Raw genomic sequence first — 18,293 nt, 5'->3', positions numbered from 1 at the left:
TAGTAATTACGCATCGATGGAACCCCGAGCAACAGGACGATGAGGACGCCAAGGGCGGCAATAACGGGTTGAAGGAAGAAGTATCGCTGGATAGCTACGAGCTGAACCACGATCCAAATGACGGTGGCCACGCCCAGCACCATTCCTGCGGGCCAGGCCCAGAGCGATCGACGCAGCAGCCCGTACGCGACGATGAACGAGCCAATACCCAGCACTCCGAGCAGGACGAGTCCGGGGACGAGATAATTACCGAAGACTGTCCCTTGAATCCACTCGAACGGCATTCCCAGAAGCTCTCCGGTCGGATCAAGTACGAGACTGGCGCCGCCGTAGACAGCGCTGACCCCCAGCAGCAACACACATGGTAGTAGGAAATACGTCCACCGTGGTCGGCTCTCGTGTCCGAAGGATCGTTCGTTGGTGAGGTCGAACGGGACATCTGCTTCCAGTATATGTACGTCTGCGTCACTCCCGGTAGCTTCCACTTCGCGTGCGAAATCTTCTGGATCCTGTTCGATCGCAGGAAAGGTGTCATAGTGCATCGGGAACGCGATATCCACGTTGAGCCAATCAATAGCAATTGCTGCCTGCCACGGTCCCATTGTGAAGTGATCCCCGATCGGGACAGCAGCGGCATCGGGTTCGAGGAACGGCCCGATGATATCACGCATCTCGGTCATGAGGCCAGTATCGCCTGCGTGATAGAAGGTTTCGCTATCTGAATCGGCCACCTGCGTCGGCTTTGTATCGCTAATGATGAACCCAACAGGCATCCCGCCTGATGTCCCGTACGACGTGTCTAACCCATTAGTGTGGTCGGCACGGTGCATCGTCACGAAGGCATCGTCACATTCGACCGTCCCTCCGATATTCATTCCAGATCCGCCGACAGCCTCGAAATCACTGATCTCATCGCGGCAATACTCCACAATTTCCGGAGTGGCAACCAGTTCTGCACCTTTGTAACGATCAACGTCTCCAATGTGGTCGGAGTGACCATGCGTGAGTAGAAGATAATCTGGGTCGAGTTCTTCGGGAGCGGTTGCTGTATTGGGGTTGTCAAAGAACGGATCGATGAGAAGCGAAGTGCTCTCGATTTCGACGTACCACGTAGAGTGGCCATGCCAGGTCAGGTGCATGTGTGTTAGATGGTAACGTATCGAGATCATATAGAAGATTCTATATGACGGAAGTCCGGGATGAAGAACTCACCACTCGATGCCGCGATAGTGATTATTCCATCGAGGGCAGTTGTCCAGGAAATATATTTCACACATCGGGTCTACTATCCTCCTAGCAGCCGTAACTCGGGCATCAGTGATCTACATGGCAGGACAAGAACACCAGATGGCGTACGACCGGGGTATAACGATTTTCTCCCCGGATGGGCGAATATACCAGGTCGAGTATGCGCGGGAGGCCGTAAAGCGGGGCACGCCCAGCGTGGGTGTTCGCACTCGTGATGGCGTCGTTTTCGTCGTTCATTTGCCAGCGCAATCCCCACTGATGAGAACCGATAGTATCGAGAAACTCCGTAAAATCGATGACCATATCGGTATTGCTAGTGCCGGACACGTTGCAGATGGGAGACAGCTTATGGATTACGCCCGCCGCGACGCTCAGGTCAACAGATTACGCTATGGGGAACCGATCGATACCAACACGCTAACGAGGCATCTGGCTGACGTTATCCAGCAATATACTCAATTCGGTGGAACCCGACCGTTCGGTGTCGCATTTATCGTTGGTGGTATCGATAATGGAACGCCACACCTCTACGAAACGGATCCGAGTGGGATGTCCTTCGAGTGGAACGCGGTCGCGGTTGGTGGGAATGCCCGTGAGATTCAGGAATATTTGGATTCTAATTACAGTGAAGAGCTGGATCTCGATGGAGGGATACGATTAGCGGTTTCCGCCCTGTCGACAGCGGTTGGTGAGCCGGTTACGAGTGAGCGTATTCGGATCGCGACCATCAGAACGGACACGACTCAGTTTCGCGAATTGTCTCCCACCGAGGTTAGTGAAAAATTGGCCGGCATGGATTCGGATTCAGGATCCTCATCATAGTTATCAGTTTGAACAACTGTTTCTCATCACGGCACTATCTAGTTCAGCACCTCCGTGGGTGGTTTACCGTTGAGCGCTTGATTTGGTCGCTGCTGATTGTAGTAGCGTTTTGAACTGCTGGCACCATTCGGTGACGGCCGGCCGACTGCCCACCCAACTCGTATGGAAGCGGTCGGTGCGCTGTTTGAGAGTGTGAACCCACTTTTCGATGTGGTTTCGGTCGCTGTACTCGACCCGACCGCTCAATCCTAGCCGAGAGAGGGCAGTCCGATAGCCATAGCCATCAACGAAGAACTCCGTGGTGGAAACATCGTATTTCTCGGTGAGCCGATGCAGAAACGCCGCAGCTGGATCGGTGCCGTGACGGCTGAATACCTCAACGTCTAGCAGACACAGTGAGTCGAGATCGACCGCCGCATACAACCAGTACCACTCGGTTCCGATCTGGACAGCAGTCTCGTCAACGGCGACCCACGACGGCTTCGCCGTCGGCGGGTCCGACTCGCTGTCGGCCAGCCGATGCACCCACTGCCAGACCGCACCGTGCGAGCGGTCGACACGCAAGAGCTCGAGGATGGCGACTGTCTCCCTAATCGATATCCCCGCCGTGTGGAGACGCACCCCAAACCGCCGGACGGGTGTCGGGGGGCGCTCGTTCTCCAAAACGTCTCGGCTGTCCACCTCCAACGTCTCTGTGAGCAGGTCGGCGAGTCGCATAGCCACTTCTCGCTACGACCTGCTCACTTCTCAAACTCCCTCAACTAGACAGTGCCCTCATCACAATCACTCTCGCAATGAGAGCACTATCGTTTCCAGACACTGATTGCTTGGTCGAACTCATCGAGTGATATGCGTTCGACCGGTGCAGGGTCTGACCCCGAGTCACAGGGCGGTAGGTACCTATTGGGTAATCTCACTTCTATCTTGATACATCTATATCGTGTCTGAATTCGATCCACGTTCTCCCCATACGTTTTGAAATGAGATTATGAGATATCGGTCCAAGAGTTCAGGGCGTGCTAACGTGCCCTTGGCGACTCGACTAACCACCACCCGAGCATTTTCGAGAGTTCTTCCCCGGTCGGATGCTTCTTCGTACGGCCGTAGTCTTTCCTCTCGAGTATCTGCCGTTCCAAGATATTCCGTGCCATGTGAAGTGCGTGTGTCGCTCCATATCCCTCGCCAGTACCAATGAAGTGGCCCTTGTCGGTGAACAGCCTGATACGCGCTTGGAGGAGCGGCGCCCCTCGAATCTTCTATCCACGCCTCGCGGTCATAGTCGTTGAAGAACGCGACGAGTTCATTCGCACACGCCTGTTCCTCGCCGCTGGGAGAGGAGATCGAAACGAGGTTACGGAGGAGCTGTCTTTCGGTCCCTGTATCGATATCGACTGCCCGATCGGTCATGACTCCACAGCCGCCAGCGCCTCAGGGAGTGCCGACACGACCCGATCGACGTGCGTTTCGTCGACGATGAGAGGTGGAAGAAATCGCACTACCGTTCGTCCCGCAGGGAGTGCAAGTATCCGGTGTTCGAGGGCCAATTCTCGGAGGATGGCGTTTGCATCGTGGCGCACTTCGATCCCGACGAGTAACCCCTGTCCCCGAACATCGCGGACCGTATCACCGAGCGTGGTTTCGAGTTCGTCGACGAGATACTCGCCGATCCTTGCCGCGTGATCCGGGAGATCATTGTCGAGTAATGTCTCGAGCGTTGCGTCGGCCGCGGCACAGACTACGGGTCCACCGCTGAACGTCCCACCATGAGAGCCGGGGTTCTCGGCAATCCACTCTCGACAGAGCGTAGCTCCCATCGGGAGACCGTTCGCCAGCCCTTTCGCTGTCGTAAGAATATCCGGGACGATGTCTACGGCATCACACGCCCAGAGCGATCCAGTCCGTCCCACTCCAGTCTGCACTTCATCAACGATGAGCGCCGCTCCTGCCTCGGTCGTGATCTCACGCGCCCGTCTCAGGAACTCCGAGGAACCGGGATTGACGCCCCCCTCGCCCTGCAACGGTTCGAGGATGAGTCCTGCAGTCTGATCACTAACTACCTCGGACAACGCATCGGCGTTCCCGTATTCGACGAACTCGATTCCGCCGACTAGCGGTTCGAATCCCTCTTTGTACTCTTGGTTCCAGGTCGCGGCTAGGGCACCCATCGTCCGGCCGTGAAAACCGCGCGTCGTGGCGACGAGTTGCTGTCGCCCGGTCGCGTGTCGCGCGAACTTGAGTGCCGCCTCATTAGCCTCGGTCCCCGAGTTACAGAGCCATACCTTATCATTATCACCAGGTGCGAGTTTGGCCAACCGGTCGTAGAGTGTTGTCCGAACGTCGACGGGGTACGAAGCCTGGACAAAGTTCACTTGCTCAACCTGCTCTTTCACCGCTCGGATAACGTTCGGATGACAGTGGCCGAGTGGGGAACAGGCATAGCTCGCGCCGAAATCGAGATACTCCGTCCCGTCGTCTGAATAGAGATACGGGCCTTCTCCGTGGTCAATCGGGATTGGCTTCTCGGTGAAGACGAACCCGCTCATGGCTCGGTCACCACCGCGTCTCTCGTGATTGTCGTGCCATCCCCAGAGAGAGCCGAACGGATCGGTTCGTCGGTGTTGGCGTCCGCGACGACGACTGCCTCGGCACCACGTACCAGCGCTTCACGAGCAGCCATCACTTTCCTGCGCATGAACCCGGTGGCAACACGTTCGACCTCTTCGAGTGCTTCCGGTGTTTCGACGCATTCAATCACGGTCGCTGGGTCGTCGGGATTTTTGAAAATACCGGGGACGTCGGTCAGCGAGACGAGTGTCGCACCGAGTTCCCCCGCGACCGAGGCCGAAGCGCGATCGGCATCCGTGTTCACCGCTGTCCACCGGCGAGACTCCGTCTTGCTGTCCGCCGACTGCGAGTCGCCGATGTCGTCGGCAAGCATCGGAGGACTCGCTACCGGAGTGTACCCGTTTTCGAATAGCAGTTCGAGAAACTCGCTGTTGACGGTCTCGATCGTCCCCGAGTGATCACCGCGACGGATTTTCTTTTTCCCGTCTTCGACGACTCGGATTGCATCCTTTCGTGGACCGGTAAGCAACCGGGCGTCCGCGCCATTCAACCCGACGGCGTTCACCCCCTCGTTCTGGAGGCCCGTGACGAGGTCCGTATTCAGCTGGCCAAAGACCATCTTGAACACGAGCATCGTCTCCTCGTCGGTGAAGCGGCCGATGACACCGTCGGGCGTCTCGACGTATTCGGGTTCCATCCCCATCCGTTCCAGCGTCTCGTCCATGGCTGTCGAGCCACCGTGAACTACTGCCACGTTCCGTCCGCCTTCCCGAAGCACCGCGATGTCAGCGAGCGCCCCCGCCGGATCGACCGTCCGGGCGCCGCCGATTTTGACGACCACCGTCATGTCAGGGTGCCCCCACAGGGTGAAGGCCCGGGAACTCGAGCCCGGCAGTTTCCTCTAGACCGAGAGCGATGTTCGCGGCATGGACGGCTTGACCCGCAGACCCTTTCATCATGTTATCGATCGCCGAGAAGACGACGATCCGCTCGTTCCGCTCGTCCAGTTCGAATCCCACTTCCGCGTAGTTCGTCCCCGCGACTACCTTGGGCTCGGGATAGCGATAGACGCCACCACCACCGGCGATGAGACGAACGAAGGGTTCATCTCCATAGACGCTCCGGTAGGCCTTCCAGAGGTCTGGCTTCTCGGGGAAGGAATCGGGGTAGACGTGACACGTGGCGGCTGCGCCACGGATCATATCGACGGCGTGGGCGGTGAACGAGACGGTCGTTCCGAGTTCCTGTTCGATCTCGGCTTCGTGACGGTGACCCGTCGGGGCATAGGGCCGGACGATTCCCGACCGTTCAGCGTGATGAGATGCGGATCCGCCTTCAGCTCCCCCCTCCGACGAGCCGACTTTCACGTCCACGACGATCTGTTCGTCGCCGTCGAGAATGCTCGTCTCGAACAGCGGGAGGAGCCCCATGATAGTAACCGTGGAATTACATCCACCACAGGCCAAGAAATCCGCGTCAGCGATCCGATCACGGTTGAGTTCCGGGAGCGCATACACCGATTCTTCGAGCAGTTCTGGTCGAGTGTGTCCGTCGTACCACTCGTCGTACTGGGCTGCTTCTCGAAGGCGGAAGTCGGCGCTCAAGTCGACGACTGTCTCGGCCACATCACGAAACGCATCGATTCGGTCCATCGACACTCCGTGAGGGGCTCCGACAAACAGGACGTCGACCGGGTCGAGCGTCTCGGGGTCGCTGAATCGGAGATCGATGTTCCGGAGGTTCGGATGCACGAACCCGAACGATTTATTCGTGAATTTGTGGCTCGTCGCTTGTTGGATGGTAAATCCGGGATGCCCGGCAAGCAATCGAAGGAGCTCCCCCCCGGTAAATCCACTGCCACCGATCACCGACGCAGTGTAGATATCCGTGCTCATGCTGCCACCTCTTGGGCTCGGTGTTCGATCCAGTCGACGATGCGAGCCGGCACATCCACTTCGGGGACCGCTTGGTTGAGTCCCTTCCACTCACAGGTGCTGTTCACCTCGTGGACTGTGTAGCTATCGCCCGTCTCCATCAAATCGATACCGAGAAGGCCGCCACCGACGGCGGCACTTGCACGTTCGGCCAGATCGCGAACCTCGTCATTAACCTCGAACTTTTCAGTTCGACCACCTCGTGCGACGTTGGTGATCCAGTGGTCGGAACTGCGCATCATCGCTGCGATCGGTTCGCCATCGGCGGCGACGACACGGATGTCACGACCGGGCTTTTCGACGAATTCTTGGATGTAGAATACCTTGTGTTCGTATCCCCCGAGCGTCTCCTTGTGTTCGAGAATCGCTTCGGCAGCGGCGCGCGTGTCAATCCGAGCCATCAACCGCCCCCAGGACCCAGTAACGGGCTTCAGGACACACGGATAGCCGAACCGCTCGATTGATTCGATGGCACTCTCGTGGTCGAACGATACCTCGGTGTCGGGCGTCGGCACTCCTGCCTCTTTGAGCGCCAAACTACCGCGGACCTTATCGGCACAGATCCGTGCGGTCTCGGGTGAATTGACGACCTGGATGTCGTAGTGGTCGACGAACTGTGCGACGTATCGAATCCGGCTCGATTCCATCGCTCGGTTGAAGGCGATGTCGACTTCATCGAATTCGCTTGGGGATTCGTTGAGATCGAACTGGAGTTTGCGGACGTCGATGGTCGTAACCTCGTGTCCACGATCCCGTAATTCGGTGAGTAACATCTTCTCGTCCTCCCGAATACGGGAGTAGAGCAATCCAAGCTCCATCGCCTTCACTCACCCCAGTCTTCTTCCAATTCTGGAGCTAGCTCTATTACCGGTGGATCCACCTCAACGACTTCGAGTTCAGTTCCGCACGTCGTACAGTCGATGATCTCACCAACCTCTAGGTTCTCAGAAATCGACAGCTCACCACCGCATTCCACACACTCCGTCATTGATTCCCCCTCGAGTGATTGCGGTCACGTTCTCGATGCGTCAGGCTGCGGTGAGTCTGGGTTACCATGCCTCTTGGTATTCACTGGCACGAATCATATGTCTATCGCCACTGGCCGTGTTTAGACGCTAGCGAGAGACGTTGTTGCCGAGGATTATGAATGATTGAAGCGGGAACGAGTCGAGTATGCCAACCCAACTCGCCCGCTTCACCGACAGATGCGTCGATTTGTCTCAAAAATCTGTCGTTGGTGAACCTCAGCCAGCACTTCAGCAAGGAAATGGTGGCTACGCTGACTGGGTCATCCTTGCAATTCACTGTCTTCGTGAGTATCTCAACCAACCGTACCGGCGGTTGCTCGACATCTGCAAGTCACAACTACGCGAAACGCGTCAAAGACACCTTTAAGTCGGTGAAAACGGCGCTTTTGGTCGATTGTAACAGTGGCGCTATCCTCGACGTTCACTGTTCGATGAACCTCCCGCACGACACCCAGATCGCGTGGCAAGCGCTGACGAGAAATCTCGATCAGCTGGAGACAGTTGTCGCAGACAAGGGATTTGACTGGGACGATCTCCGCCACAAGTTACGTGAAGAGGGCATCAGACCGGTGATTAAGCATCGTGAGTTCTACTCGCTCGATGCAGCACATAACGCGCGGATTGACGATGATGTCTACCACCGGCGGTCAATCGTCGAAGCAATATTCTTCTCACTTCGCAAACGCTTCGGCTCAACAACCCGGGCTAGAACGTGGTTTGGACAGTTTCGAGAGATTGTCCTAAAGGCAGCTGTCCGGAACCTTGAACGGGCAGTGAGACTCTAACTCCTGTAATCTCATACGTCTAAACAAGGCCCAGGGCGCGTTTACAGCGGTCGGCGGGGTTTATGATGGTTTACTTTGAACCAAATACATGGAACCGCGAATTTTCCTGCGTGTTGAGGGCCTGGCTGTCTTGGGGATTGCGCTGGCCAGTTATTTCACACTTGACGGGCCGATCTGGATGCTGATCATCCTCGCGTTGGCTCCCGACGTATCGATGATCGGCTATCTCGCTGGCCCTCGATTGGGAAGTCTGAGCTACAATATCGTTCATACGTATACGCTACCAATTGCTCTCGGCAGCCTCGGCTTTTGGGCTGACATCAGAATGGCACTCCTTGTCGCGCTGATCTGGGCCGGCCACATCGGTCTCGACCGTTTCGTTGGCTACGGTCTGAAATTTGAATCTGGATTCAAGAACACACATCTCTCTACCCAGTCTCCCCCGTTAGATGCCTTCACAGACTCTGAATAACAACCGCATCACTCTACGGATGTGTGGGGCCCAAAGTGTCTCTATCAGCACGTATTGTCGTCGGTTTTTTGACCCTGATTGAGGTCTGGGTGGCGTTCCAAATAAGTATAGAGACGACCTCCACAGTCAAAGCTACAACAAGTTCCTCTACGATAGTCACAGACTACGAATTGACAGAGGATTCTGATGAAGATGAGATCTAACCTGTGTGGTCTCGCCTATCGAGCGCAACGAAGTGACGCTTCGTCGAACTGCAAAAATCCCCGATTTTCGCGTTCGATTTCGGCTTACGCCTCGTCGAACAACGTCTCGCCCTCGACCATGTGCGCCTCGACGGTGTCCATGTCGAGCGTGACGCCGAGGCCCGGCTTCTCCGGTACCTCGATGTAGCCGTCCTCGATGACGTCCTCTTCGACCAGGTCCTCCCACCAGCCGAGCTCGTAGGAGTGGTACTCGATCGCCAGCGAGTTCGGGATGGCGGCGCCGACGTGCGTGGCCGCCATCGTCGCGACCGGCGAGGCGACGTTGTGCATCGCGACCGGGACGTAGTACTGATTCGCCACGTCGGCGATCTTGCGGGTCTCGCGCATTCCGCCGACCTTCGGCAGGTCGGGCGCGACGATGTCGACCGCCTGGTTCTCGATGAGGCGGCGAAGTTCGGTGACGCGGTAGCGATTCTCACCGACCGCGATGGGCGTCGTCGTGCTCTTAGTGACCTCCTCCTGCACTTCGAGGTTCTCCGGCGGCACGGGGTCTTCGAGCCACCACACGTCGTACTCCTCGATGGCGTCCGCGAGGCGCTTCGCGGAGCCGCCCGAGAACGTCCAGTGACAGTCGAAGGAGACGTCGGCCTTGTCCTTCACGCGCTCGGTGACCTTCTCGACAATCTCCGCCTTGTGACGGATCTCACCGGGACGGAGATGGCGGTTCGCGCGGTCCTTCTCTAACCCCGAGGGGACGTCCAGGTCGAACTTCAGCGCGTCGTAGCCGAGTTCGTCGACGACGCGCTCGGCCTCGTCGGCACACGCGTCGGGGTCGGCCTCTTCCTCGGTGTGGCAGTCGCAGTAGACGCGCAGTGTGTCGCGGTACTTCCCGCCGAGTAGCTGATAGGCGGGCACGTCGAGGATCTTGCCGGCGAGGTCGTGGAGCGCGACCTCGATCCCGGAGATCGCGGTGACGGTGACGCCTTCGACCGAGCCCTCGCCCGACATCTTCTGGATGAGGTGCTCGTACAGCCGGTCGATGTCGAGCGGGTTCTCGCCGACGACGAACGGCTTCATGCGCTCGATCAGCTCAGGGACGCCCGCGCCCCAGTAGGCCTCGCCGGTCCCGACGACGCCGGCGTCGGTGTACACGCGGACCAGCGTCCACGGGAAGTTGCCGTCGACCATCGTCGTCTGGACGTCCGTGATCTCGACGTCGCGACCGCCGCCGCGCGATCCGGTCGTCCCCATCGTCTCGGCCGAGAGCTCCCGCATCGTGTACTCCGCGTTCGGGTCGTGGAGCGACTCGTAGTTTCGGCTCATGGCGAGGGATTCATTCGGAACAGGGTAAACGTTTATGTTCATTCGTCCTCCGGCAGAGATCGCTCACCGACGTCAGTCTACTATCTTGCCGCGCGACACTCTCGCCTTCCGCGGGGAGGTCCCAGATAGGGAGCTTTTCATTACCGTACACAAAAGGGTGCGTATGGTCGAAATTACCGATTCGCTCGCGTGTCTGTTCACCGGCAAGGTTGAGGAGCGCGACGGCGACCACGTCGTCGCCATTCCACAGTCGGAGATCGAACACGCGACGGTCGTCCCGAACGAGACGTACCGGGTCGCGTTGATACAACGTGACGACGACGACGCCGATGCGGACGCCGAGTCTTCGACCGGCGCTTCGCCCGATCGTCGCGTCGTCGGGAACGGCGCCGGCGACTCCGCGGCACGGTCGTCCGCGGACGCCGCCGCCGGGCCGCCGGTCTCCGAGGGGGACGTCCGCGACGTGACGATCGAAACGCTCGGCGACAAGGGCGACGGTATCGCGAAGATAGAGCGGGGGTACGTCGTCATCGTCCCCGACTCCAAGCCCGGCGACGAGCCCACGGTGAAGATCACGAGTGTCCGCGAGAACGTTTCGTTCGCCGACGTTATCGACGAGTAACGAAGAGTAACCGAGAGTAACCGAGCATGCCCCAGCGGGACCGAGACCGCCCGCCGCGGGCGTCACGGTCGCTCGACCGCTGTCGTCGCTACTCCGGCGGATTGCTCCGGGAGAACAGCCGCCGGAGGTGCGCCGGCGAGAAGAACGAACTCGGGCGGTCCATATGGACGCCGATCTCGCCGGAGAGCGCCCACAGCCCGAACCGCTGGACGGGTTCGGGGAGCGAGTAACACCGGCGGATCGCGCTCCCGAGCCGAATCTCTCTGCCGATCGCCTCGCGCCACCCGGACTCGTAGTCGGCGAGCGTCGCCGGGTCCGTCGGATCGACCGTCTCCGCGGCCACGTCGGCCGCGGTCATTCCGTAGAGGATACCGCCGCCGGTGAACGGCTTCGTCTGTGCGGCCGCGTCCCCGATCAGGAACGCGCGATCGCTGGTGACGCGGTCAGGCGGCCCGACCGGGATCGCGCCGGAGCAGAACCGGTCGGTCGTCGCGCCGTAGGCGTCGGTTAACTGCTCGAACATCGCCGTGACGTCGTCGCTCGGGGGCGCCGCGAGCCCGTACTCGACGCCGGCGTCGCCCCGCGGGATCCGCCACGCGAAGAACGTGGGCGCGGTGAGGTGGACGTCGACGAGGTCGCCATCGTCAGGGGTCTCGTCGAACGCGAGCACCCCGTGGAGCAGTTCGTCCGGCTCCGGGAGGTCGAGCGTGCGGCGCACGCGAGAGGTGGGGCCGTCACAGCCGGCGACCATCCGGGCCTTGACCGTCTCGACGGTGCCGTCGGGGGTCCGGACTTCGACGGCGACATGGTCCGAGCGTTCGTCGACGTCGAGGACGGTGTGTCCCTCCCTGACGTCGGCGCCCGCGTCCCGCGCGCAGTCGGCGAGAGTTCGGTCGAGTCCGACGCGATCTATCACGTTCGAGATGGGGCGATCCTTATAAAACGGGTACGCCGTCGAGCCGGGACCGCCGACGTGGAACCGCGCGCCGTACACGCGGTTCTGTAGGAGTCGGCCGCGGGCCTCGTCGGGGACGTACTCCCAGATGTCGTCGGAGACGTGCCCGGAGCAGGCCAGTGGCTCGCCGACGGTCCCCTTCTCGAAGGCGACCACATCGCGCCCGGCCTCGGCCGCACTCCGAGCGAACCGGGACCCCGGCGGGCCGGCACCGACGACGACGAAATCGTGCATAACGGAGGGTCGTGACGGACGCTTATAATTACGACGCGGCTTACTCGAGTCGTGCCAGCAGGTTGAGCGCGTAGACGGTGCGGAGCATCCGCGCCGACCCCCCGCGGTCGAACACCAGTTCGTCGCGGTCGAGGACGTGCGAGAGCACGGGCGCGGAGGCGTGTTCGGGCGCCGCGGCAATCCCGCACTCGTGCTCGGCGGCCCACTCCATCACCCGGAGGTCGGACTTGCTGTCACCCATCACCAGCAGGAACGGGTCCGCCACGTCAAGCACGTCGAGCGCGGACTCGACCCCGGCGACCTTGTTCAGCTCCAGCGACGTGATCTCGGCGGCGTCGCCCCGGTAGTAGCCGATGTCGATCCGGTCGAACAGCGCGGCGACCGGCTCCGGAACGTCGGCGAGCGCCGTCGCGTCGGTCTCGGGAACCGCGGCCTGTGCTTCCAGCACCTCGCGGATTTCGGAGTCCGCGGCGGCGTAATGGGCCCGCGCCCACGCGGCACCCCGCTCGGCGTCGAGTCCCTCGACATCGACCATGTCGACGACGGTCTCCCCGAGGAGGTCGATGAGGTGGACGAGCCCGTCGTCGATCACCGCCTCCGCGTCGGCGCTGCCGGTCTCGAAGTTCGGTTTGAGCGTGACGTTGAACTCGTTTCCCTGGAGGTGACAGCCGCGGCGGACGTTTCGCGGCGCCTCGGGGAGGACGCGCGAGCGAACCTCGTCGAATGTGCCCCGGACGGTCTCGTCCAGTTCCTCGTACAGCAGCCGCTTGGTCTGCGAGCCGTGTCCGGGCGTGAACACGCCGTTACCCGACTCGTAGACGATCGAGAAGGTGCCGGAGTGGACCAGTTCGTTCCCGAGCCCCTGAATCATGAACCCCTTGACGTTCTCGACGGTCTGTCCGGTGCAGATGACGATCGGAACTCCGGCGTCGTGGAGCGCGGTCAGCATGTGCAGCGTCTCGCGGGGAATCTCGTTGTCGGTCCCTCCGGCGGAGCGGAGGGTCTCGTCGACGTCCAACACCAGCCCGTTGACGGCGCGCCCGTACCGCGCGTGGAGGTCGAGCGCGGTGAACGCGGTCTCCCGGTCGGCGTACGCCGCGACCTCCGCGAAGGTGGCGCCGCCGGGAAGCGCGTCGCGGATCTCCGATTTGCGCAGGTCTAGTTCGTCGCTCGCGTCCTCCCAGTGGTCCAACGCCACGCGCGAGTCGAGGGGCGGAAAGAGATTCACGAACGACTGGTGGTCTCGAAGCGTCTCGACGTCGAAAGAGTCGTACAGGCGATAAAGAAGATCGTACCGCTCCATGCCAACCCTCGGCACCGGATTCTGTAAAGCGTGCCGACTCGCGTCGGCGGGGGCTCGCTTACTCGCGCGCCGCCAGCCACGCCAGCGCCGCGTCGAGGTCGGTCTCAGGCGGCGAGCAGGTTCGACCCTCACAGACGTAGGCGGTCGCCTCGCCGTCGACGGCGTCGCGCCCGGCCCAGATCGGCGGCGCCTCGTCCATGTCGAGACGGTCGAGCCACGCGTCGAGCCCCGACTCGTCCGGCGGCCGCGGCGCGACGAGGGCCCCCGGGAGATACCGCTCGCCGAGGGTCTCGCGCCACGCGTCCGGCACCGCGTCGGCGGCGATCGTCGCCTCGATACCTCCGCTCGCAACGCGATCGGCCGCGCGGACCAGCGAGACGTGCTCCAGCGGACTCGCACGGATCCGGTCGGCGTGGGTCGTCACGACGCGCTCCGCGATAGCCGCGAACTCGCGGTCGGTCCGGAACCCGTCGAGCAGCGCCAGCGTCTCGGCCGCCACGCCGAGGCTCGACGGGGTCGAGCGGTCGGTGAACTCCTGCGGCCGAGCGAACAGGGCGCCGTCGCCGGCGGAGGTCCCGTCGTCGCCCCCGTCCGCGTCCGGGTCTCGCGTGAAGTAGACGGTCCCGTCGTCGGCGTCGTAAAACTCGTCGACGATGCTCTCGGCCAAGTCCAGCGCGAACCCGAGCGGCTCCGGCTCACCGGTGGCGGCGTACACGTCAAGCGCGCCGCGCGCCAGGAATGCGTAGTCGTCGAGATACCCCGGTCCGCGGACGTCGCCGTCGAGCCACCGGCGGGCGAGGTCGCCGGACGCCTCGTCGTAGAGGCGGTCGCGGCAGAACTCGAGCGCCTCGCTGGCGATGTCCGCGTACGCCTCTCCGAGGACGCCCCCCGCGTTCGCGAACGCGGAGATAGCTCGCCCGTTCCACGCGGCGAGCACCTTCTCGTCGCGGGCGGGCCGCGGGCGCGACTCCCGCGCCTCGAACAGTGCGACGCGGGCCGCCGTCAGATGCTCGCGGACGTCCTCGGTCGAGAGGCCGTGTTCGTCTGCCAGCGCCTCGACCGACGCCGAAATCGTCGGCACGGTCGTCCCGCGCTCGAAGTTCCCGCCGGACTCGATCCCGTACCGGGCTTTCGCCAGCGACGCGAGCGGCTCGTCGAGGACCGCGTCGACCTCGGCGGGCGTCCAGACGTAGAAGGCGCCTTCGACGTCGGCGTGTCCGTTTCCGTTCTCGGCCGCGTCACCCCGTCGGCTCTCGGGCGGCTGGCTCCGAGCGTCGAGCGTACTGAAGAAGCCGCCGTCCTCGTGGCGGAGCTCTCGGTCGAGGAAGCCGAGCGTCTCGGTCGCGACACGGGCGTACGCCGGGTCGCCGGTGAGCCGGTAGCCGTCGAGGTACACCAGCGGAAGCTCCGCGTTGTCGTACAGCATCTTCTCGAAGTGCGGGACCGTCCAGCTTCGGTCGACCGCGTACCGGTGGAACCCGCCGCCGATTTGGTCGTACATCCCACCGCGCGCCATCCCGTCGAGCGTCCCGGTCGCGGCCGTGAGCGCGGCGTCCCGGCCGCTCCGGGCGAAGGCGCGCAGGAGCAGATCGATCCGGCCCGGCATCGGGAACTTCGCGCCCCCGCTCCCGAACCCGCCGTACTCGTCGTCGTAGCCGCGGACCGCGGCGGCGGCCGCCTCGTCGAGAAGCTCGTCGCCGGGTGCCTCGGCGTCGCTCGCGTCGCTCGCGGCCGGGACCGACTCCAGTTCGTCGCGGGCGCTCGTCGTCCACTGCTCGGCGCGCCGCTTCATCTCCTCGCGCTGCTCGGGGTCGCTCCACGAGTCGGCGATGCGCTCGCAGAGGTCGCGGAACCCCGGCTGGTTCCGGCGCGCCTCGGGCGGGAAGTAGGTCCCGACGTAGAACGGCTTGCCGTCCGGCGTACACCACGCGGAGAGCGGCCACCCGCCTCCACCCGTAACGAGTTGTGAGACGGTCATGAAGGTGCTATCGACGTCGGGTCGCTCCTCGCGGTCGACTTTGACCGGGACGAACGAGTCGTTGAGGACCTCCGCGATCGCCTCGTCCTCGAAGCTCTCCTCGGCCATCACGTGACACCAGTGGCAGGAGGAGTAGCCGATGGAGACAAACACCGGGACGTCGTGCTCGCGGGCGCGCTCGAACGCCTCGTCGCCCCACGGCTGCCAGTGAACCGGGTTGTCGGCGTGCTGTTGGAGGTACGGACTCGCCTCTTCGTCGAGACGGTTCCGCTCCGTCGGCTGTGACATACCCACGGTTCGCCCCGCCGAGGCAAAAAGCCGTCACACGAGCGGTGTCGACGGCGGCCGAACGCGTCGCTGATCCACGCACATGTCTATCTCGACGCCATCGGAGAGTAAGGCTTACACTACCGTGTACTGATCCGTCGGGCATGACCGAGACCGTACTCCTCGTCGGCGGCGGCGGACGCGAGCACGCGATCGCCCGAGCGGTCGCCGACGACTGCGCGCTGTACGCCTGCGCGAGCAACCGAAACCCCGGTATCCGCCGGCTGGCCGACGGGTTCGAGTCGATCGACGAGACCGACGCCGATGCCGTCGCCGACTACGCGACCGAGGTCGGCGCGGACGTGGCCGTGATCGGCCCGGAGTCCGCGCTCGCGGCGGGCGTCGCGGACGCGCTCGACGACGCCGGCGTGTACGCGTTCGGCCCGCGCGCCGAGGAGGCCCGACTGGAGACGGATAAGGCGTACCAGCGCGAATTCATGGAGGAGGCCGACGTGCCCGGCTGTCCCGACTACGCGGTGTTCGACGACATCGAGGCCGCCTGCGACTACATCGACGCGTACGACGGCGACCTCGCGGTGAAGCCGGCCGGCCTCACCGGCGGGAAGGGCGTGAAGGTGATGGGAGACCAGGTGGACGCCGAGGGGGCGAAGGCGTACCTCCGCGACTCCGACTACGACCGCGTGGTGTTGGAGGAACGGCTCGTGGGCGAGGAGTTCACGATCCAGGCGTTCGTCGCGAACGGCGACGTGCGAACGACGCCGGCGGTCCAGGACCACAAGCGCGCCTACGAGGGCGACGAGGGGCCGAACACCGGCGGGATGGGATCGTACTCGGACACGGGGCTGTCGCTTCCCTTCATGGCCGAGGGCGACTACGCGGCCGCCGTCGACGTGCTGGACGCCGTCGTCGAGGCACTCCCGGACTACAAGGGGGTTCTCTACGGGCAGTTCATGCTCACCGCCGAGGGGCCGAAGGTCGTCGAGTTCAACGCTCGCTTCGGCGACCCCGAGGCGATGAACACGCTGCCGGTGTTGGAGACGCCGTTCATCGACGTGTTGACGGCCGCGCGCGACGGCGACTCGCTCCCCGAACTTGCCTTCACCGGGGAGGCGACCGTCTGCAAGTACGCCGTGCCGGACGGCTATCCGGTCGACCCCGACGCGGGCGCGAAAATCGCGGTCGACGAGGAAAGCGTCGGCGACGCGCTCCTCTACTACGCCAGCGTCGACGAGCGCGACGACGGGCTGTACACCACCACGTCGCGGTCGTTCGCCGTCGTCGGCCGCGGCGACTCCATCGCCGCCGCGGAGCGGCAGGCTGAGGCGGGGCTCTCGGCCGCCGGCGACGGGCTCCGAATCCGCCACGACGTCGGTAAGGCCGACCTCGTCGAGCGGCGCGTCGAGCACATGAACGAGCTGCGGACGTAGCCCCGCTCTCCCGACCCTCGCGGCCGACCGGTGACGGACCGGCGTGCGGGCCGCACGCGGCGGCGACCCTTTTATAGGTGCCGTGCGAACAGCGCCTCGTGAGTCACGAGGACGGCGACGAGGTCTCGGAGACCTCGCGTCCCGACCGATTGGACCGTCACGCGACGCCCGGCCCGCGCAACTCGCTGTGGTCGTGGCCGAAGGCGAAGTCGCCGCTCGCCGTCGTTCGCAACTACGTCGTCATCGTGTTGGCTCGGATCTGCCCGAGCCTCCGATTGAAGAACTGGCTGCTCCGGCGAATCGGTGTCACGGTCGGCACCGGCGTCGCGTGGGGGTTAGAGTCGACGCCGGACGTGTTCTGGCCCGAACGGATCACCGTCGGCGACGACGCGATCATCGGGTACGACGCGACGCTGCTGTGCCACGAGTTCCTTCAGAAGGAGTACCGGCTGGGCGACGTCGTCGTCGGGAAGGGCGCGATGATCGGCGCCGGCGCGATTGTCCTTCCGGGCGTCACGATCGGGGAGGGTGCGCGGGTCGCGGCCAACTCGCTCGTCGACGCGGACGTCCCGCCGAATTCGACGGTCGCGGGCGTCCCGGCCGACGTGGTGTCGCGGGCGAGCGATGGCGGATCGGACGAGTCGACCGAAAGCGCCGAGACGGTCGAGTAACCGAGTCCTCCGAAAACTCTGCGAGAGCCGGGCGAGTTACGCCGCGTCGTCGGTCGGCTGGTCGTCGTCGCCAGAGCCGCCCGCGTCCCCGTCGGCGCGCTCCGCTTCGGTGATGTGCGCCTCGGTGCTGACGCTCTCCAGGTCGACCCCGACCTCGCGGGCGACCGCGTCGAGGACGGCTCGCTGCTCTGCCATCTCGTTTTCGAGCCGCTGGACGCGCTCGGAGGTGTCGACCACGGTCGTCTGGGTCTCCTCGACCTCGCTGCGGAGCTCGTTGATCTTCTGGTACGTGCGCTCGGCCTTGTCGGCGAGCGTCTGGATCTTCTTCGCCGTGTCCCCGAATCCCATGTGCCACCGTGTGGCCCCGGGATACGTGGGCTTTTCCGTTCACCGCCGCCCGACTGCAGCGGGCTTGACGCGACTCTCGCGGGGCGA

At 62.9% G+C, this 18,293-nt stretch carries 16 protein-coding genes and 3 pseudogenes; 6 read left to right on the top strand and 13 right to left on the bottom strand.

Annotated features, from left to right (window positions below; genetic code table 11):
• Positions 1-422: 422 nt before the first annotated feature.
• A pseudogene (locus ACNS84_RS04945) lies at positions 423-1,139 on the bottom strand (metal-dependent hydrolase); the annotation flags it as partial.
• A 187-nt stretch (positions 1,140-1,326) separates the two neighbouring features.
• Between ACNS84_RS04945 and psmA the strand changes: the two are divergent.
• Positions 1,327-2,070 carry an archaeal proteasome endopeptidase complex subunit alpha gene (gene psmA / locus ACNS84_RS04940; RefSeq protein ID WP_435073723.1) on the top strand — a complete coding sequence of 248 codons (744 nt, stop codon included), beginning with the start codon at positions 1,327-1,329 and terminating at the stop codon, positions 2,068-2,070.
• Between the two features lie 38 nt (positions 2,071-2,108).
• On the opposite strand, the pseudogene ACNS84_RS04935 reads toward psmA, so the two are convergent.
• The 7 genes and pseudogenes from ACNS84_RS04935 to lysW all read right to left on the bottom strand — a co-directional run bounded on the left by ACNS84_RS04935 (position 2,109) and on the right by lysW (position 7,557).
• A pseudogene (locus tag ACNS84_RS04935) lies at positions 2,109-2,787 on the bottom strand (IS6 family transposase).
• A gap of 302 nt (positions 2,788-3,089) precedes the next feature.
• On the bottom strand, positions 3,090-3,323 hold the full coding sequence (locus ACNS84_RS16095; RefSeq protein ID WP_496923248.1) for a hypothetical protein: 234 nt from the start codon (positions 3,321-3,323) through the stop codon (positions 3,090-3,092).
• A 150-nt stretch (positions 3,324-3,473) separates the two neighbouring features.
• Positions 3,474-4,613: an aspartate aminotransferase family protein gene (locus ACNS84_RS04930; RefSeq protein WP_435073722.1), complete on the bottom strand. Its 1,140-nt coding sequence runs from the start codon at positions 4,611-4,613 to the stop codon at positions 3,474-3,476.
• Positions 4,610-5,482: an acetylglutamate/acetylaminoadipate kinase gene (locus tag ACNS84_RS04925; protein ID WP_435073721.1), complete on the bottom strand. Its 873-nt coding sequence runs from the start codon at positions 5,480-5,482 to the stop codon at positions 4,610-4,612. Before ACNS84_RS04925 ends, ACNS84_RS04930 begins: the two co-directional genes overlap by 4 nt.
• 1 nt (position 5,483) lies before the next feature.
• Positions 5,484-6,530, bottom strand: a complete 1,047-nt coding sequence (argC, locus tag ACNS84_RS04920) for an N-acetyl-gamma-glutamyl-phosphate reductase (protein WP_435073720.1) — start codon at positions 6,528-6,530, stop codon at positions 5,484-5,486.
• Positions 6,527-7,387, bottom strand: coding sequence for a lysine biosynthesis protein LysX (gene lysX / locus ACNS84_RS04915; RefSeq protein ID WP_435073719.1), 861 nt, complete (start codon positions 7,385-7,387; stop codon positions 6,527-6,529). Before lysX ends, argC begins: the two co-directional genes overlap by 4 nt.
• A 5-nt stretch (positions 7,388-7,392) precedes the next feature.
• Entirely contained in the window at positions 7,393-7,557 is a 165-nt protein-coding gene (lysW, locus tag ACNS84_RS04910; RefSeq protein WP_435073718.1) for a lysine biosynthesis protein LysW, read from the bottom strand.
• A 185-nt stretch (positions 7,558-7,742) separates the two neighbouring features.
• On the opposite strand from lysW, the pseudogene ACNS84_RS04905 reads away from it, so the two are divergent.
• Positions 7,743-8,382: pseudogene (locus ACNS84_RS04905) on the top strand (transposase).
• 88 nt (positions 8,383-8,470) lie between these two features.
• Entirely contained in the window at positions 8,471-8,854 is a 384-nt protein-coding gene (locus ACNS84_RS04900; RefSeq protein WP_435073717.1) for a DUF4260 domain-containing protein, read from the top strand.
• Positions 8,855-9,141: 287 nt separating this feature from the next.
• Here ACNS84_RS04900 and ACNS84_RS04895 read toward each other — a convergent pair whose 3' ends face one another.
• Entirely contained in the window at positions 9,142-10,380 is a 1,239-nt protein-coding gene (locus ACNS84_RS04895) for a mandelate racemase/muconate lactonizing enzyme family protein (protein WP_435073716.1), read from the bottom strand.
• Positions 10,381-10,543: 163 nt separating this feature from the next.
• On the opposite strand from ACNS84_RS04895, the gene ACNS84_RS04890 reads away from it, so the two are divergent.
• Positions 10,544-11,002, top strand: coding sequence for a TRAM domain-containing protein (locus ACNS84_RS04890; protein ID WP_435073715.1), 459 nt, complete (start codon positions 10,544-10,546; stop codon positions 11,000-11,002).
• Between the two features lie 88 nt (positions 11,003-11,090).
• Here the strand turns inward: ACNS84_RS04890 and ACNS84_RS04885 are convergent, their stop codons facing one another.
• Genes ACNS84_RS04885 through ACNS84_RS04875 form a run of 3 tightly spaced genes read right to left on the bottom strand, consistent with a single transcriptional unit; the run spans position 11,091 to position 15,760 of the window.
• Positions 11,091-12,191, bottom strand: a complete 1,101-nt coding sequence (locus ACNS84_RS04885; RefSeq protein WP_435073714.1) for a geranylgeranyl reductase family protein — start codon at positions 12,189-12,191, stop codon at positions 11,091-11,093.
• 40 nt (positions 12,192-12,231) lie between these two features.
• Positions 12,232-13,494 (bottom strand): HAD hydrolase family protein, encoded by a 1,263-nt coding sequence (locus tag ACNS84_RS04880; RefSeq protein ID WP_435073713.1) that lies wholly within the window; start codon positions 13,492-13,494, stop codon positions 12,232-12,234.
• Between the two features lie 58 nt (positions 13,495-13,552).
• Complete coding sequence (locus ACNS84_RS04875; RefSeq protein ID WP_435073712.1) at positions 13,553-15,760, bottom strand: thioredoxin domain-containing protein; 2,208 nt, start codon at positions 15,758-15,760, stop codon at positions 13,553-13,555.
• 143 nt (positions 15,761-15,903) lie between these two features.
• Between ACNS84_RS04875 and purD the strand changes: the two genes are divergently transcribed.
• On the top strand, positions 15,904-17,187 hold the full coding sequence (purD, locus tag ACNS84_RS04870) for a phosphoribosylamine--glycine ligase (protein WP_435073711.1): 1,284 nt from the start codon (positions 15,904-15,906) through the stop codon (positions 17,185-17,187).
• Between the two features lie 98 nt (positions 17,188-17,285).
• On the top strand, positions 17,286-17,858 hold the full coding sequence (locus ACNS84_RS04865) for an acyltransferase (protein WP_435073710.1): 573 nt from the start codon (positions 17,286-17,288) through the stop codon (positions 17,856-17,858).
• 36 nt (positions 17,859-17,894) lie between these two features.
• On the opposite strand, the gene ACNS84_RS04860 is transcribed toward ACNS84_RS04865, so the two are convergent.
• Positions 17,895-18,206, bottom strand: coding sequence for a DUF5798 family protein (locus ACNS84_RS04860; RefSeq protein WP_435073709.1), 312 nt, complete (start codon positions 18,204-18,206; stop codon positions 17,895-17,897).
• Positions 18,207-18,293: the final 87 nt, after the last annotated feature.

Source organism: Halorubrum wangae (assembly GCF_051194135.1).
Classification (GTDB): domain Archaea; phylum Halobacteriota; class Halobacteria; order Halobacteriales; family Haloferacaceae; genus Halorubrum.
Note: the sequence above shows the minus strand (reverse complement) of the source record. Positions and strands in the feature narration are given on the sequence as shown.